Raw genomic sequence first — 16,350 nt, forward strand, 5'->3', positions numbered from 1 at the left:
TTCTCCTCAGGCGTGGGCAGTCAGGTTGGGAATCTGGACTTCAACAGAACGACCCTGGGTCGCTGTCTTGATCACGTTCCACAACATCACACACATGCCGCCCAGGTACAACAAACCGCCAAGCAGTCGCAGCACATAGAACGGGAAGGTGGCTTTCACCGACTCGACAAAGGTGTAGGTCAGGGTGCCATCGGCGTTGACTGCGCGCCACATCAGGCCCTGCATGACCCCGGCAATCCACATCGCGGCGATGTAAATCACGATACCGATGGTGGCGGTCCAGAAGTGGATTTCAATCGCTTTGACGCTGTACATCTTTTTCTGGCCGAACAGGCGGGGAATCAGGTAGTACATGGAGCCCATGGTCACCAAGCCCACCCAACCCAAAGCGCCGGAGTGCACATGGCCCACGGTCCAGTCGGTGTAGTGGCTGAGCGCGTTGACAGTCTTGATGGACATCATCGGGCCTTCGAAGGTGGACATGCCGTAGAACGACAGGGACACGATCAGGAAACGCAGGATCGGGTCGTCGCGCAGTTTGTGCCATGCACCCGACAAGGTCATGATGCCGTTGATCATGCCGCCCCAGCTGGGGGCCAACAAAATCAGGGAGAAGACCATGCCGATCGACTGGGTCCAGTCAGGCAAAGCGGTGTAGTGCAGGTGGTGAGGACCGGCCCACATGTAAGTGAAGATCAGGGCCCAGAAGTGCACGATCGACAAGCGGTACGAGTACACAGGGCGCTCGGCCTGCTTGGGGATGAAGTAATACATCATGCCCAGGAAGCCCGCCGTCAGGAAGAAGCCCACGGCGTTGTGGCCATACCACCACTGCACCATGGCGTCCTGCACACCGGCGTAAGCCGAGTAGGACTTCATCATGCCCACGGGCAGCGCGGCGCTGTTGACCAGGTGCAGCAGCGCCACGGCGATGATGAACGCGCCAAAGAACCAGTTGGCCACGTAAATGTGACGGACCTTGCGGGTGCCCACGGTGCCAAAAAACACGACGGCAAACGCCACCCAGACCAGCGTGATCAGGATGTCAATCGGCCACTCCAGCTCGGCGTATTCCTTGCCGCTGGTGTAACCCAAAGGCAAGGTGATGGCCGCCAGCAAGATGACCAGTTGCCAGCCCCAGAAGGTGAAAGCGGCCAGTTTGTCGTTGAACAAACGGACGTTACAGGTGCGCTGCACCACGTAATAAGCCGAGGCAAACAGTCCGCAACCGCCGAACGCAAAAATCACCGCGTTGGTGTGCAAAGGCCGCAGACGACCATAGCTGAGCCAGGAAATGCCCAAATTGAGCTCGGGCCAAGTCAGCTGGGCCGCAATGATCACGCCGACAAGCATGCCCACCACACCCCAGACCACCGTCATGATGGCGAACTGTCGGACAACGGTGTCGTTGTACGAAGTCGCCTGCATATTGGCAAATTTCATTTTCACCTCTTCTTTTTAAAAACTACTGCCAGAGTTTGACCGGGTATACACCAAGGTCACTTGATCGAAATCAATCGTTGCGCAAAATGCGCTCGCCTTCGGCCTCAATGTCCTCAAATTGCCCCCGGTGAATGGCCCACCACAGGCCCCCCAGGATGCAAAACACCAAAGCCACCGACAAGGGGATCAGCAAATACAAAATGTCCATCGCGTTTTCCTCATGCGGGCATCACGCGGGATGCCCTGGTTGAAGCTCATGCGCCTGCGCGGGCAAAGGACTGGCCAGACGCACCGCGTTGAGCACCACCAGCAATGAACTGAGCGCCATGCCCAGACCCGCCGCCCAGGCGGGCAACCAGCCCACCAGGGCCAAGGGCACACAGGCGGCGTTGTAGACCGCCGCCCACACCAGGTTCTGTTTCACAATGCGCAAAGTTTGACGGCTGCGCAGCACCGTGCTGACCAGCACATCCAGTTGCCCCGCCATCAGCACAAAGTCGGCCTTGGACTGAGCCAGCGGCACCGACTGCCCCAAGGCGAAAGACACATCGGCACCGGCCAAGACCGGGCCGTCGTTCAGGCCGTCGCCCACCATGGCCACTTTGTGCCCCTGCGCTTGCCAGGCCTGCAGTTGTTTCAATTTGTCTTGCGGACTGCACCCGCCTTGCGCATCGTCAATACCGACCTGGCGGGCCACTTGGGCCACCGCCTGGACACCATCGCCTGACAGCATCTTGAGCGTCAAACCCAGGGCCTTGAGCCGCGTCACCACGCTGGCCGCCTCGGGGCGCACGTCTTCGGCCAACTCGAAAGTCGCCAGCCAACCCGCATCGTCGGCAAGACTGACTTGCAAATGGTGCCCACTGAGGCGGGGCGCGCCACAAAAGCGGGCCGAGCCCAGGCGCAGGTTCAGGGCCACCAAGCCAGGCCGGTCCAGTTGCCCCTGCAGGCCCTGCCCGGCTTGTTCTGAAATATCCCGGGCCATGAGGCGCTCCAGTTCGGGCAAGCGGGCCGCGCCCTCGGCACGCCGCCGGGCCTCGGACCACAAAGCCCGGGACACCGGATGCAAAGAATGCCGCGCCAAACTCGACGCCCAAACCAGCGCTTGCTCGGGGTCCATGTCCTTGCGGGTGTGGATGTGAACCACATCGAAGGCATCGCGGGTCAAGGTGCCGGTCTTGTCAAAAATCACCGTGTCGATGGATGCCAGGTTTTGCAAGGCCTCCAGCCGCCGAACCAACACGCCGCTGCGGGCCAAAGCCCCCGCTGTGGCCAACATGGCCGCAGGTGTGGCCAAAGACAAGGCACAGGGGCAAGTCACGATCAGCACGGCCACGGCCACCATCACCGCATGGGCCGGGTCGCTGGGCCACCAGTAAATAGCCGAGGCCAACGAGGCCAGCAACACCGTGATCAAGAAGGGTTTGGCCCAGCGGTCCACCAGCAACGCCATCGACGGCTTGGTCACCGAGGCGCTTTCCATCAAGGCCACGATCTGCGCGTAACGGGTGGCCGCGCCCACCTGCTCGATCTGCACTTGCAGCGTGCCGCTCAAGTTGTGGCTGCCCGCAATCACCCGATCCCCCGCCTGACGGGTCAAGGGTCGGGATTCACCCGTGAGCAAGGCCTCATCCACCTGGGTCTGACCCGACAGGACCCGACCATCGCCTGCAAACGCCTCCCCGGCCAGGACCTCGATCACATCCCCCACAGCCAGACGACGAACAGAAATGGGGACCCATTGCCCATCGGGCATGCGCTTTCGAACAGTGGCAGGCAAGCGGTTGAGCACCGCCTCCAGCGCCCCGGCAGTGCGGTCGCGCAGGCGCAACTCCAGCCAGCGGCCCATGAGCAGGAAAAACACGAACATGGTCAGGGAATCGAAATAAACCTCGGCACCAAACAGGCCTTCGGGTTCAAAAGTGCCCAGGCTGCTGACCACAAAAGTCACCACCATGCCCAGCGCCACCGGCAGGTCCATGCTGATCTGGCGCTCGCGCAGATCGCGCCAGGCATTGCCCAAAAAAGGCGCACAGGCAAAGAACATGACAGGCAAGGACAAGACCCACGAGGCCCATCGCAGCAGGTGCATCGACTCGTCGGAAATGTCTCCCGGCGCTGACAGATAAGCCGGGGTGGCGTACATCATGACCTGCATCATGCACATGGCCGCCACCGACAAGCGCCACACCATGCGCCGGGCCTCCTGGCGGCGTCGCTCATGGGCATGGACATCGTTGGCGGGCAGGGCTCTGTAGCCAAAACGCTCCACCGATCGCATCCATTCGGAGGGCTGGGTGTGTTCGGGCGACCAGACCACTTGCCCGCGGTGGCTGGCTGAGCTGATTTGCACCGAGCGCACACCCGGGACCGCAAGCAAGGCGTCTTCCAAGGTGATGGCGCAGGCTGCGCAGTGCATGCCCTCGAACACCACGCTGGAACGCCAGCAGCCCATCGGGTCCTGGTCGGGCAAACTGAAAGCAGCCCATTCCTCGGGATCGTCCAGCAAAGCCAATCGCTCGGTCTTCAAGTGGTCCGGTGAAGGCGCTGTTGTCGGCGGCATGGGGAGTGATTCGGCCAAACCTGGCAGCACATTGACTTGGATCATGTTCGGACGATACGCCAAATGGCCGAACAAAAGCTTGATGTGCATCAAGTCACCAAGCCTCATGCCTGCTTAACATGAAGCTTCCAAAACGCATCAGGAGCAATCTATGTACAAACGCATTCTCGTTGCCACCGACGGTTCCACCCTGTCCAAAAAGGCGGTGGCCAGTGCCATTGAACTCGCTTCAACGTGTGGCGCAGAACTGCTGGCCTTGAAAGTCGTGCCCCGTTACCCCCAAGCTTATTTCGAGGGCAGCATCCCCTTGTCGGCCGAGGAAATTTCACGAGTTGAAAAGCAATGGACCGAGTCTGCACAAGCGCAATTGAGCACGGTTGAAAAGTCGGCCAAATCCAAGGGCGTGGTGACCAAGACCCTGACGGTGAAATCGGATGTGGTGTCAGACGCGATCATTGCCGCCGCCAAAAAGCAAAAAGCCGATCTGATCGTGATGGCCTCGCATGGCCGAAAAGGCATCAAACGCCTCTTGCTGGGCAGCGAAACCCAGCAGGTGCTGACGCACTCGCACATTCCGGTGCTGGTGTTGCGCTGAGCCCAAAGCAACAAGGCTGCGCTCCAACTTGGATCGACGCAGCCTTGCCATGAAGCGCGACTGAAACTGCCACGCAAGTCAGATCTTTGCAGCTGCCCTGTGGGGCCGTTGCGACTCAGCCGGCAAAAAGCCCTTTGTATTGATCGCGCAAAAGGTTCTTTTGCACCTTGCCCATGGTGTTGCGCGGCAACTCGGCCACCACAAAGCAGCGCTTGGGGATCTTGAAGTTGGCCAGTTTGGCCTTGAGCTCGGCCACGATGGCCTCAGGCTGCACGCTGGCCTCAGGTTTGGCGATGACCACGGCCACCCCCACCTCGCCAAAGTCGGGATGGGGCACGCCCACCACCGCACTTTCGGCCACGCCCTTCATCTCGTTGATGTAGCCCTCGATTTCGGCCGGGTACACGTTGTAGCCGCCGCTGATGATCAGGTCCTTGCTGCGGCCGACGATGGTCACATAACCCCGCTCATCGACCTTGCCCACATCGCCGGTCTTGAAATAACCATCGGCGGTGAATTCTTCAGCGGTTTTTTCGGGCATGCGCCAGTAGCCCTTGAACACATTGGGGCCTTTGACCTGGATACCGCCGATCTCGCCCACCGGCAAGTCCTGTCCGTCGTCGCCGCGCACGCGCAAGGACACGCCGGGCAAAGGAAAGCCCACCGTGCCGCCGCGGCGCTCGGACTGGTTGGCGTAACGTTTGTCAGCCGCATACGGGTTGGAGGTGAGCATGGCGGTTTCGCTCATGCCGTAGCGCTCCAAAATGGTGTGGCCCGTGCGCTGCTGCCACTCGGTAAAAGTCTCGATCAACAAGGGCGCAGAGCCCGCGATGAACAAACGCATGTTTTTGACCGCCGCCTTGTCGAGCGTGGGCTCGGCCAGCATGCGGACATACAGCGTGGGCACGCCCATGAACACGGTGGCCTTTTTCATGTGCGCAATGGCGCGTTTCGGGTCGAACTTGGCCATCCAGATCATCTTGCTGCCGTTGATCAGGGCCCCATGGATGGCCACAAACAGACCGTGTACATGGAAGATGGGCAAGGCATGGATGAGCACATCGCCACGACCTTCAGGCCCACCGGTTCTCGTCCAGCCCCAGTAATCCTTGAGCGTGAGCGCATTGCTGAGCATGTTGCCGTGGGTGAGCATGGCACCCTTGCTGCGCCCGGTGGTGCCACTGGTGTAGAGGATGGCGGCCAGGTCATCGGCCTGGCGCGGCACGGCCTGGTGTTGGTCGCTGTGGTGTGCGGCACGCTCCAGCAAGCTGCCGGTGCGGTCATCGCCCAGGGTGAACACATGCTGCGTGCCCGCCTTGAAAGCGATCTTGCTGACCCAGCCAAAGTTGGCTGAGCTGCAAACCACGACGGCCGGTTCGGCATTGCCGATGAAATACTCGATTTCGGCACTCTGGTAGGCAGTGTTGAGCGGCAGGAACACATACCCGGCACGCAAGGTCGCCAGGTACAGCATCATCGCTTCGACCGATTTTTCGACCTGCACCGCCACGCGGCTGCCTGCGGGCAAGTCCAGCGATTGCAGCAAATTGGCCATCATGGCCGTGGCGCGGTCCAGGTCTTGCCAGCTGTAGTGCAAGCCCTCGTCGGTTTCGACCGCCACCGCAGTCAGGTCGGCAGGAAAAGCAGCTCGCAGGGACGAAAACAGGTTGTTGTGGGTCATGGTTTCAAAATGAAAGCGTGAAAAAAGGCATGAAAAAGGGCCCGATCACAGGCCCGTTCCACATTCAATGCAGGGCTCAGTCGAGCTTGGCCCCCGAGGCCTTGACAACCTGCGACCACTTGGCCAGCTCTTTTTTGATGAAAGCGTCAAACTGGGTGGTGGTCAGGTTGGGGAACTCAGCGCCCTGGTTGGCCCAGACGGCTTTGGCGTCGTCGGTCTGGCAAGCACGGCGGATTTCTTCGATGGCACGCGCTTGGGCATCGGCTGGCGTGCCTTTGGGTGCCCACACGCCGTACCAGGTCGAGACGGTGTAATCGGGCAGACCCAATTCGGCCGAGCAAGGCACGTCCGGGAATGCCGCATTGCGCTTGGCCCCCGAGACCATCATCGCCTTGATCCGGCCACCTTTGATGTGGGCAGCCGAAGAACCCAGACCGTCGAACATCATGTCCACATTGCCCGCGATCAGGTCCTGCAAAGCAGGGCCAGCGCCCCGGTAAGGGATGTGGGTGATGAAGGTCTTGGTCTGCAACTTGAACAACTCGCCCGCCAAGTGGTGGGAGGTGCCGCCGCCCGCTGAGCCGTAATTGAGGCGTCCGGGGTTCTTTTTGACCATCTCCAGGAAGGCCTTGAAATCGGCCATCGGAACTTTCTTGGGGTTGACCACCAGCACCTGGGGCACATTGGCCACCAGGATCAAGGGAACCAGGTCACGCTCCAGGTCGTAGTCCAGCTTGGGGTACATGCTGGGCGCAATCGTGTGGTGCACAGCGCCCATGAACAGGTTATAGCCATCGGGGGCCGACTTGGCCGCCACCCCGGCGCCCAGGGTGCCACCTGCGCCGCCCCGGTTGTCGATGATCAGTTGTTTGCCGGTCAGCTTGGCAAACTGGGCGGACATAGGCCGTGCAAACGCATCGGTACCGCCGCCTGCAGGAAACGGCACCACCATGGTCACTGGCTTGGAAGGCCAGCTGCTTTGGGCTTGGGCCCAAAGGGGCAGGCTGCCAGACAAGGCGGCCAGGCTCTTCAAAAAATCCCGGCGCTGTTGAGCGTTGAACTGAGCGGTCATGAAATGTCTCCTCGTTTTAAGTGCTCGCATCATAAAGTGAGTCGCGCCAACCTGCCCAGCGGATTCAAGAAACCCAAGAGGGCCGGGTTTCACCCAGATCTCTTTCGGCTCCAGACCCACAGGGCCGCACCACCCACGATCATGGGCACGCACAGCCACTGGCCCATGCTCATGCCCAGGCTCAAGAGTCCCAGGTGCGCATCGGGCTCGCGGAAGTACTCGGCCACGAAGCGGAACACGCCATAGCCGAAAAGAAAAGCGAACGCCACCTGGCCCTGCGCCCTGGGCTTGCGGGCGTACAGCCACAACAGCACGAACAGCAGCAGCCCCTCCAGCGCGATCTGGTAGAGCTGCGAGGGGTGGCGCGGCAAATCGCCAGCGCCGCGAAACACCATGGCCCAAGGCAACGACGGATCGGCCAAGCGTCCCCAAAGCTCGCCATTCAGAAAGTTGCCCACCCGCCCCGCCGCCAGGCCCGTCGGCACGCAAGGGGCCACAAAATCCATGACCTGCAAAAATGGGCGTTGGCGCGTGCGGGCAAACCAAACCATGGCCAACATCACACCCAGCAGCCCGCCATGAAAACTCATGCCGCCTTGCCAAACCGCCAAAATTTCCAGCGGATTGGACAGGTAATAAGCCGGCTTGTAAAACAGGCAGTACCCCACACGCCCACCCAGGATGACGCCGAGCACGCCCAAAAACAAAATGTCCTCGACATCGCGTTTTTGCCATTGCGGCAGATTTTTGAACGGCAAATGCGCCAAACGGCGTGTGCCCAGCCAGAAAAACAAGCCAAAAGCGGCCAGATAAGTCAGGCCGTACCAATGGATGGCCAAAGGTCCGAGTTGCAGGGCGACGGGGTCAATTTGAGGATGGATCAGCATGCCCGGATTGTGCACCGGCCATGCCCTGTAGCGGACACAAAAGCCAGTGACTCGCCCGTTAGAATGTGGCGACCTTCTTTTGGGCATCTACCTAGACAACACCATGAGCGACAAAATCATCCCGATCACCCCCATCAACCGCCGCAGCGCCAACATCACACAGGGCAAATCCCGCGCCCCGAACCGCTCGATGTATTACGCCATGGGCTATGAAGAAGGCGATTTCGTCAAACCCATGGTCGGCGTGGCCAACGGCCACAGCACCATCACCCCCTGCAACAGCGGCCTGCAAAAGCTGGCCGACGCGGCCATCCAAGGCATTGAAGAAGCCGGTGGCAACGCCCAAGTGTTTGGCACACCCACCATTTCCGACGGCATGGCCATGGGCACCGAAGGCATGAAGTTCTCGCTCGTCAGCCGCGAAGTCATCTCGGACTGCATCGAGACCTGCGTGCAAGGCCAGTGGATGGACGGCGTGCTGGTCGTCGGCGGCTGCGACAAGAACATGCCCGGCGGCATGATGGGCATGCTGCGCGCCAACGTGCCCGCCATCTATGTGTACGGCGGCACCATTTTGCCGGGCCGCTACCAGGGCAAAGACCTGAACATCGTGAGCGTGTTCGAGGCTGTAGGCGAAAACGCTGCAGGCAAGATGAGCGACTTTGACCTGAAGGAAATCGAAAAACGCGCCATTCCTGGCACGGGTTCTTGCGGCGGCATGTACACCGCCAACACCATGTCCTCGGCCTTCGAGGCTCTGGGCATGTCCCTGCCCTACTCGTCAACCATGGCCAACCCGCACGACGAAAAGCAGAACTCGGCCAAGGAATCGGCCAAAGTGCTGATCGAAGCCATCAAAAACGACTTGAAGCCCCGCGACATCGTCACCAAGGAAGCCATTGAAAACGCCGTGGCCGTGATCATGGCCACCGGCGGCTCGACCAACGCGGTGCTGCACTTTTTGGCCATTGCCCACACCGCTGGCGTGGACTGGACGATTGACGACTTCGAGCGCATGCGCAAAAAGATTCCCGTCATTTGCGATCTGAAGCCCAGCGGCAAGTACCTGGCTGTTGACCTGCACCAAGCGGGCGGCATTCCTCAGGTCATGAAAACCTTGTTGGCCGCTGGTTTATTGCACGGCGACTGCATGACCATCACTGGCAAGACCATTGCCGAAAACCTGAAGGACGTGCCCGACGTTCCTCGCGCTGACCAAGACGTGATCCGCCCGATCGACAAGCCGATGTACACCGAAGGCCACCTGGCCATCCTCAAGGGCAACCTGTCGCCCGAAGGCGCTGTGGCCAAGATCACCGGCCTGAAAAACCCGGTCATCACCGGCCCAGCCCGTGTGTTCGACGACGAGCAATCGGCCCTCGAAGCCATTTTGGCGGGCAAGATCCAAGCCGGTGACGTGATGGTCTTGCGCTACCTCGGCCCCAAAGGCGGCCCCGGCATGCCCGAAATGCTGGCCCCCACAGGAGCCTTGATCGGTGCCGGTCTGGGTGAAAGCGTCGGCCTGATCACCGACGGCCGTTTCTCCGGCGGCACTTGGGGCATGGTGGTCGGCCACGTTGCGCCCGAAGCCGCAGCCGGTGGCACCATCGCTTTTGTGCATGAAGGCGACAGCATCACCATCGACGCGCACAAGCTGATTCTGGAGCTGAACGTGCCCGAAGCCGAACTGGCCAAGCGCCGCGAAGGCTGGACAGCCCCCGCACCCCGCTACACACGCGGCGTACAGGCCAAGTTCGCTTTCAACGCTTCAAGCGCCAGCAAAGGTGCCGTGCTCGACTTGTACTGATCTCCGAAAGTGGCATTCATGCAAAAAATCCTTTTGGCGCTCACGCTGACTGCGCTGGCCTTGAGCCCTGCCATGGCCGATCAGGCCCTGGCCACCAGCAAGAACTGCATGGCCTGCCACAGCGTGGACAAAAAACTGGTCGGCCCCGGCTTCAAGGACGTGGCCGCCAAGTACAAAGGCGACAAAACCGCCGCCGACAAGCTGGCCAGCAAAATCATCAAGGGCGGCTCTGGCGTGTGGGGCGCGGTCCCCATGCCTGCCAACCCTCAGGTGAGCGAGGCGGACGCCAAAAAACTGGCCGCTTGGGTGCTGAGCGTCAAATAAAAGCGACGACTGTGTAGGATCATGGCTCAATCTTGGGCCATTTGCCCTGTTTCACGGACACCTCGGCACCAGACCAGGCGCTGAGATCCAATTTGATAGAACAGACGAAAAAAATGCCGGTCAGTGTTGAGCTGACCGGCATGCCCGCTAGGCGGGGTTTTTGACGCGGGCAGCGTCTGGATCAGCCGAAGTTTTTCTCGGCAAAAGACCAATTCACCAATTTGTCGAGGAAAGTCTCGACAAACTTGGGACGCATGTTGCGGTAGTCGATGTAGTAGGCGTGTTCCCACACGTCCACGGTCAACAAGGCGGTGTCGCCCGTGGTCAGGGGGGTGCCCGCGGCGCCCATGTTGACGATGTCGACCGAGCCGTCGGCTTTCTTGACCAACCAGGTCCAGCCGGAGCCGAAGTTGCCCACGGCGCTCTTGACGAAGGCTTCCTTGAAAGCGGCGTAGCTGCCGAACTTGGCGTTGATGGCTGTGGCCAACGCGCCTGTGGGCTCGCCGCCGCCATTGGGCTTCATGCAGTTCCAGAAGAAGGTGTGGTTCCAGATTTGGGCAGAGTTGTTGTAAACGCCACCGCTGGACTTCTTGATGATTTCTTCGAGGGACATGCTCTCGAATTCAGTGCCTTTTTGCAGGTTGTTCAGGTTCACCACATAAGCGTTGTGGTGCTTGCCGTGGTGGAACTCCAGAGTTTCCTGGCTGTAGTGAGGGGCCAGTGCGTCGATCGCATAAGGCAGTGCGGGCAAGGTGTGTTCCATGAGGGTGTCCTTTTGTTGTTGCGGGTTGAAGGTATAGCCGTGCATTTTAGGGGCTGAGTGATCGCCCTTTAGCGCAGCAGGTCACTGAAAACGTCGTCAACCCGGCTATCGCCGTCGTGGGCTAATGCCCAGAAACCGATTTTGAAGAGCTCACGCTGCCCATCGCCGTCATGGGCCGGGGCCTGGGCACCGATTTTGGGTACTCCCTCATGAGGTGCCCAGGCCCCGGCCCATGATGGCTTACCCACATCCCCAAAATCGGCCTGAGCCCATGCAGGCATTCGGCTGCAGGGGCAGCCTCCCACAAAGACAAGGCATCTCTCATTGACGCGATCAGCCCTGTACTTTCAAGGGCACTTCGCCGTCAGCCAGCGTCGCCCGCACCGCCCGGCCGGGCTGAAACTGTGCCACGTGGGTCAATGCCTGCCCGCGCTCATCACTGAGCCAGGCATAACCGCGCTCCAGCACCCGATGCGGGTCCACCGAGGACAAACGCAAGGCGGCACGCTCCAGGAGCTGGGCACGTTGCTGCACCTGCTGGCCCTGGTTGAAGCCCAAACGGTCATTCAGGCGCTCCAGCCTGTGGCCGCTGTCCGTCAGCTCACGTTGCACACCGGCTTGCAGGCGGTGCGCCAACCGGTCCAGCCACTGGCTGTGTTGGCCCAGCAAAGCTTGCGGGCGGCTCAAACGGGCAGCGATGGTGGCCAAGCGCTGGGCCTGGCGCTCTTGCTGGCGCGCCAAGCCCACACCCCATCGGGCCGCCACGCTGTCCAGACGTTGGGCTTGCCGATCCTGCTGGCGCAACAGCCCTCGGTTCAATCGGTGTTCCAGCACCGACAAGGCCTCCAGGCCCACACCCCGGTCGGTCGCTGCCATTTCGGCAGCGGCCGTGGGCGTCGGGGCACGCACATCGGCCACAAAGTCGGCGATGGTGAAGTCGGTCTCGTGGCCCACGCCGCAAATGAGCGGCACCGGGCTTTGGGCCATCACACGGGCCAGGTTTTCGTCATTGAAAGACCACAGGTCTTCCATCGAGCCGCCCCCGCGCACCAGCAAGATCACGTCCACAGGGGGGCTGAGCGGGTTGTCTTCGGCGGTGAAGGCATACACATCGAGCAGGGCCTGCGCCAACGTGGCGGCAGCCCCCGAGCCTTGCACCAGGGCGGGTGCCATCAACACCGGAATGTGCGGCACGCGCCGCTGCAAAGCGGTCATCACATCGTGCCAGGCAGCCGCCCCCAGCGAAGTCACCACACCAATGGCGCGGGGTTGGGCCGGCAATTCCCGTTTGTGTGCAGGATCAAAAAGGCCTTCAGCCTCCAGTTTGGCCTTGAGTCGCAAAAATTGCTCAAACAGCGCGCCCTGCCCCGACCGCTCCAGGGCTTCAACCACCAACTGCAGGTCACCCCGCGCTTCGTACACCCCCAAACGCCCCCGAACCTCAACCAATTCGCCATCGCGTGGCGTGAAATTCATCAAGCTGGCCGCTCGGCGAAACATGGCGCAACGGATCTGCCCGGTTTCGTCCTTGATGGAAAAATAGCAATGACCACTGGCCGCACGAGAAAAACCCGAGATTTCTCCACGCACGCTCACCGGGTTGAATTGGGCGTCCAGGCTGTCAGCGACAGCGCGGCACAAGGCGCTCACGGTCCAAGCGCGGGGTTTCGTACTCAGCAGTTCATTCATCGGCTTGATTGTCAGGCAGACGCTAGGCGCGTTGGCAACGCCTCATCGAAAAAGTATTCCACAAAAAACCGACATGCCCAAATCCAGCGGGGCCGTGCTGATTTTTTTCATGGAAAAACATTTAAGTATTTGAATTCATTGAATTTTGAATGATTTAACACACTCAAAAAATCGCCAGACAACAAACACAAGTATTCAAAATAGAACGGTTCAGGGAAGTTCTTCACAAAGTTATCCACAGCCCGATGCTCTCTCAAAGCCCCATATCGCACATTGAAAACAGTGGCCATTGGAATGCTGGGCATCGTCCATAATCACATGCTTTTGTCACACCCACCCGCGTTGAAGGAACTGTTTTGTTGTCCATCATTCAAGCTGCCGGCTGGCCAGTCTGGCCTTTGATCCTGTGTTCCATTTTGGCTTTGGCCTTGATTTTTGAACGCTTGTATCAGCTGCAAACGGCCAAGGTTATCCCCCCCCATACGCTGGAACAGGCCATGGATGCGACACGTCGAGGCCCTCCGACTGAAGAGGCCATCGTCAAGCTGGAGAGCATGGGTGCCCTTGGCCCCGTGCTGGCCAGCGGATTGCGCTGCCTGCAAAAAAACCCACAAGCTTCTGCACAAGACCTGACGGGCAGCATGGAAATGGCAGGACGCCTGGCCGCCGGTCAATTGGAACGTTACCTGAGCGCCTTGGCCACCATTGCTTCTGCAGCCCCGCTCTTGGGCTTGCTTGGCACAGTGATTGGCATGATTGAGATTTTTGGCAGCAGCAGTGTCAGCGGTAACCAGCCCGCGCAATTGGCACATGGCATTTCCATAGCCTTGTACAACACGGCATTCGGTTTGATTGTGGCCATCCCGGCGCTGATGTTCTGGCGGTATTTCCGGTCATTGGTAGACAATCAACTGCTGTCCATGGAAGTGGCTTGTGAACAATTTGCACGCCATTTGAACCATCTGCGCTTCTGAATGAAAAACCAGTGAACTTCCGCAAGCAAAACCGATCGGCCGAGCCCGAGATCAATCTCATACCCTTCATCGACGTCTTGTTGGTGGTTCTCATTTTCCTGATGCTCACCTCAACCTGGTCACGCTTGACTGAGATCAACCTGACCTTGCCGCTGGCCGAGGCAGAAAAACAAAAGGACCGTCCCCGCCAAATCATTTTGACGGTCAACACCCAAGGGCAATACGCCGTCAACAAGACGCCTGTCGGCGACACGTCTGTCAGCGCTTTGACCAGCGCTTTGGCCCGCATGGCATCCAAAACCACCACGCTGGTGATCAGTGCCGACGCCCAAGCCAGCCACCAATCGGTGATCAACGCCATGGAAGCTGCGCGCCGGGCAGGTTTGTCGCAGATCACATTTGCCACCCAATCGCCCGAATCCTCGGGCTCCTGAAACGTGATGTCCATTGCGTCCTGGCTGCACCGTGAGCTGCCACGGGTCTGGCAGTCGCGCAGCCTGACGGCCCGATTGCTCACACCCATCGCCTTGATTCATGGTGTTTTGCTCAGCGTCCGCAAGCTGGCTTACCAAATCGGCTGGCAAAAGCAACAACAATTGCCCGTTCCCGTGATCGTGGTGGGCAACGTGGTCGCCGGTGGCGCGGGCAAAACCCCACTCACCATGGCCCTCGTGCAACACCTGTTGCGCCAGGGCTGGAAGCCAGGTGTGATCTCAAGAGGACATGGCCGTCAAAGCCGGGATACCCGGGCGGTATGGCCTGACAGTTCACCCGCAGAAACCGGTGACGAACCTTTGTTGATTCGTCAAAAAACCGGCGTTCCCGTGTGGGTGGGGGCGTCCCGTGCCCATGCCGGCCGGGCTTTGCTGGATCAACACCCGGAGGTCAACATCCTGGTGTGCGACGACGGCTTGCAGCATTTGGCTCTCGCCCGGGACCTTGAAATTTGCGTGATGGATGAACGCGCAATTGGCAACGGCTGGCTGCTGCCCGCAGGACCTTTGCGCGAGCCATGGCCTAAACCAGTGGACCTGGTGGTGCACACGGGCTTGTCCAACTTGAAGGGCGGTTATCAGGCTCGCCGCGAATTGGCGGACGTTGCGCACGATGCACAAGGCCGAAGAGTCGCCCTGGCCAGCTTGAAAAACCATGCTTTGGATGCTGTAGCCGGCCTGGCCAGACCCGAAGCTTTTTTCAACATGCTGCGCGAACACGGGCTGACGCTTCAACAAACGACCGCGCTACCCGACCACTTTGACTTTGCCGCATGGCCCACCCAGGCCCTGACACGGCCCTTGCTGTGCACGGAAAAAGACGCCGCCAAACTGTGGCGACACCAACCGGATGCCCTGGCCGTGCCCCTTCACCTGACCCCCGAACCCGCTTTTTGGGACGCACTGGACCGACTCCTGCCCGCCCCAAACAAAGCGGGTTGAACCATCCATCGCACGACCAACAGCGCACCCTGCACAAAATGATGGCCACGACCACCAGCCGCAACCCCCCGTTATCATTCCAACATGGACACCAAACTGCTTGAATTACTGGTCTGCCCGGTCACCAAAGGACCGTTGGATTTCGACCGCGAAGCCCAGGAGCTGCTTTCACGCAGCGCTCGCCTGGCCTATGCCGTGCGCAATGGCATTCCCATCCTGCTCGAAAGCGAAGCTCGCGCACTCAGCGACGAAGAGGTCGAAAAACTGGCCACTCGGCGTCCTGCGATTTGAGGAGTTGACCATGCGCGACGAATCTTTGAACGCAGGCTTCACCGTCCTGATACCAGCCCGCATGGCATCCAGCAGGCTGCCCCAAAAACCTCTGGCCGACATCGCCGGTTTGCCCATGGTGGTCCGCGTCGCCAAGCGCGCCCAGCAATCGAATGCCAGCCAAGTGGTGGTCGCAGCTGACGATGAACGCATCGTGCAAGCCTGCAAAGTGCACGGCGTTCAGGCCCTGCTCACGCGACAAGATCACGTCAGCGGCAGCGACCGACTGGCCGAAGCATGCCAACTGCTGGGCTTGCCAGACAGCACCTTGGTCATCAACGTGCAGGGCGATGAACCCTTGATCGATCCCGAACTCATCAACCAAGTGGCCAGGGTGCTCCAACAACGGCCCGAGGCCAGCATGAGCACAGCAGCACACGCCATTGCGTCGCTGACCGACTTCACCAACCCCAATGTGGTCAAAGTCGTGGTGGATGCACGGCAAATGGCTCTTTATTTCAGTCGTGCCCCCATCCCCTGGTGGCGTGACGGCCAAACGGGTGACCAAGTCACACGCCTACCCTCCCCTGCACCGCTGAGGCATGTGGGCATTTACGGCTATCGGGCAGGTTTTTTGGCACTGTATCCCCAATTGCCTGCGGCCCCCATCGAAGCACTGGAGTCGCTGGAACAACTTCGCGCACTTTGGCACGGCCATTCGATTGCCGTCCACGTCACCGATCACCCCCCTGGTCCCGGCGTCGACACGCACGAAGATCTGGAAAGGGTACGCACGTTGCTGTCGACGTAAGTCTGGTTTGAGCCTCGCATGATATTCTTGAACCA

At 60.1% G+C, this 16,350-nt stretch carries 16 protein-coding genes; 8 read left to right on the forward strand and 8 right to left on the reverse strand.

The window, feature by feature from the left end; genetic code table 11:
* Window positions 1–6: 6 nt before the first annotated feature.
* From ccoN to B9Z47_RS04895, 3 genes are all read right to left on the reverse strand, one after another.
* Window positions 7–1,443, reverse strand: a complete 1,437-nt coding sequence (gene ccoN, locus B9Z47_RS04885) for a cytochrome-c oxidase, cbb3-type subunit I (protein ID WP_108330156.1) — start codon at window positions 1,441–1,443, stop codon at window positions 7–9.
* A gap of 70 nt (window positions 1,444–1,513) precedes the next feature.
* On the reverse strand, window positions 1,514–1,651 hold the full coding sequence (ccoS, locus tag B9Z47_RS04890; RefSeq protein ID WP_108330157.1) for a cbb3-type cytochrome oxidase assembly protein CcoS: 138 nt from the start codon (window positions 1,649–1,651) through the stop codon (window positions 1,514–1,516).
* A gap of 21 nt (window positions 1,652–1,672) precedes the next feature.
* The gene (locus B9Z47_RS04895) at window positions 1,673–4,006 is read right to left on the reverse strand and encodes a cation-translocating P-type ATPase (protein ID WP_108330705.1); all 2,334 of its coding nucleotides are present in this window, start codon (window positions 4,004–4,006) and stop codon (window positions 1,673–1,675) included.
* Window positions 4,007–4,157: 151 nt separating this feature from the next.
* On the opposite strand from B9Z47_RS04895, the gene B9Z47_RS04900 reads away from it, so the two are divergent.
* Window positions 4,158–4,601 (forward strand): universal stress protein, encoded by a 444-nt coding sequence (locus B9Z47_RS04900; protein ID WP_108330158.1) that lies wholly within the window; start codon window positions 4,158–4,160, stop codon window positions 4,599–4,601.
* A gap of 115 nt (window positions 4,602–4,716) precedes the next feature.
* Here the strand turns inward: B9Z47_RS04900 and B9Z47_RS04905 are convergent, their stop codons facing one another.
* The 3 genes from B9Z47_RS04905 to lgt all read right to left on the reverse strand — a co-directional run bounded on the left by B9Z47_RS04905 (window position 4,717) and on the right by lgt (window position 8,241).
* Window positions 4,717–6,282, reverse strand: coding sequence for a malonyl-CoA synthase (locus B9Z47_RS04905; RefSeq protein ID WP_108330159.1), 1,566 nt, complete (start codon window positions 6,280–6,282; stop codon window positions 4,717–4,719).
* 76 nt (window positions 6,283–6,358) lie between these two features.
* On the reverse strand, window positions 6,359–7,354 hold the full coding sequence (locus B9Z47_RS04910) for a tripartite tricarboxylate transporter substrate binding protein (RefSeq protein WP_108330160.1): 996 nt from the start codon (window positions 7,352–7,354) through the stop codon (window positions 6,359–6,361).
* An 89-nt stretch (window positions 7,355–7,443) separates the two neighbouring features.
* Window positions 7,444–8,241, reverse strand: a complete 798-nt coding sequence (gene lgt, locus B9Z47_RS04915; RefSeq protein WP_108330706.1) for a prolipoprotein diacylglyceryl transferase — start codon at window positions 8,239–8,241, stop codon at window positions 7,444–7,446.
* A 103-nt stretch (window positions 8,242–8,344) separates the two neighbouring features.
* Between lgt and ilvD the strand changes: the two genes are divergently transcribed.
* Together ilvD and B9Z47_RS04925 are read left to right on the forward strand one after the other, a co-directional pair.
* Entirely contained in the window at window positions 8,345–10,048 is a 1,704-nt protein-coding gene (gene ilvD, locus B9Z47_RS04920; RefSeq protein WP_108330161.1) for a dihydroxy-acid dehydratase, read from the forward strand.
* An 18-nt stretch (window positions 10,049–10,066) separates the two neighbouring features.
* The gene (locus B9Z47_RS04925) at window positions 10,067–10,372 is read left to right on the forward strand and encodes a c-type cytochrome (protein WP_108330162.1); all 306 of its coding nucleotides are present in this window, start codon (window positions 10,067–10,069) and stop codon (window positions 10,370–10,372) included.
* A gap of 181 nt (window positions 10,373–10,553) precedes the next feature.
* On the opposite strand, the gene B9Z47_RS04930 is transcribed toward B9Z47_RS04925, so the two are convergent.
* Together B9Z47_RS04930 and xseA are read right to left on the reverse strand one after the other, a co-directional pair.
* Window positions 10,554–11,135 carry a superoxide dismutase gene (locus tag B9Z47_RS04930; protein ID WP_019431287.1) on the reverse strand — a complete coding sequence of 194 codons (582 nt, stop codon included), beginning with the start codon at window positions 11,133–11,135 and terminating at the stop codon, window positions 10,554–10,556.
* Between the two features lie 333 nt (window positions 11,136–11,468).
* On the reverse strand, window positions 11,469–12,824 hold the full coding sequence (gene xseA, locus B9Z47_RS04940; RefSeq protein ID WP_108330164.1) for an exodeoxyribonuclease VII large subunit: 1,356 nt from the start codon (window positions 12,822–12,824) through the stop codon (window positions 11,469–11,471).
* A 356-nt stretch (window positions 12,825–13,180) separates the two neighbouring features.
* Between xseA and B9Z47_RS04945 the strand changes: the two genes are divergently transcribed.
* The 5 genes from B9Z47_RS04945 to kdsB all read left to right on the forward strand — a co-directional run bounded on the left by B9Z47_RS04945 (window position 13,181) and on the right by kdsB (window position 16,315).
* A complete protein-coding gene (locus B9Z47_RS04945) occupies window positions 13,181–13,798 on the forward strand; it encodes a MotA/TolQ/ExbB proton channel family protein (RefSeq protein ID WP_108330165.1) in 618 nt (205 codons plus the stop codon).
* Between the two features lie 11 nt (window positions 13,799–13,809).
* Window positions 13,810–14,232, forward strand: a complete 423-nt coding sequence (locus B9Z47_RS04950) for a biopolymer transporter ExbD (RefSeq protein WP_108330166.1) — start codon at window positions 13,810–13,812, stop codon at window positions 14,230–14,232.
* Window positions 14,233–14,238: 6 nt separating this feature from the next.
* Complete coding sequence (lpxK, locus tag B9Z47_RS04955) at window positions 14,239–15,234, forward strand: tetraacyldisaccharide 4'-kinase (RefSeq protein WP_108330707.1); 996 nt, start codon at window positions 14,239–14,241, stop codon at window positions 15,232–15,234.
* An 84-nt stretch (window positions 15,235–15,318) separates the two neighbouring features.
* The gene (locus B9Z47_RS04960; protein ID WP_108330167.1) at window positions 15,319–15,525 is read left to right on the forward strand and encodes a Trm112 family protein; all 207 of its coding nucleotides are present in this window, start codon (window positions 15,319–15,321) and stop codon (window positions 15,523–15,525) included.
* 10 nt (window positions 15,526–15,535) lie between these two features.
* Window positions 15,536–16,315 carry a 3-deoxy-manno-octulosonate cytidylyltransferase gene (gene kdsB / locus B9Z47_RS04965; RefSeq protein ID WP_108330168.1) on the forward strand — a complete coding sequence of 260 codons (780 nt, stop codon included), beginning with the start codon at window positions 15,536–15,538 and terminating at the stop codon, window positions 16,313–16,315.
* Window positions 16,316–16,350: the final 35 nt, after the last annotated feature.

Origin of the sequence: Limnohabitans sp. 2KL-1 (genome assembly GCF_003063435.1) — a bacterium.
Lineage (GTDB): Bacteria > Pseudomonadota > Gammaproteobacteria > Burkholderiales > Burkholderiaceae_C > Limnohabitans_A.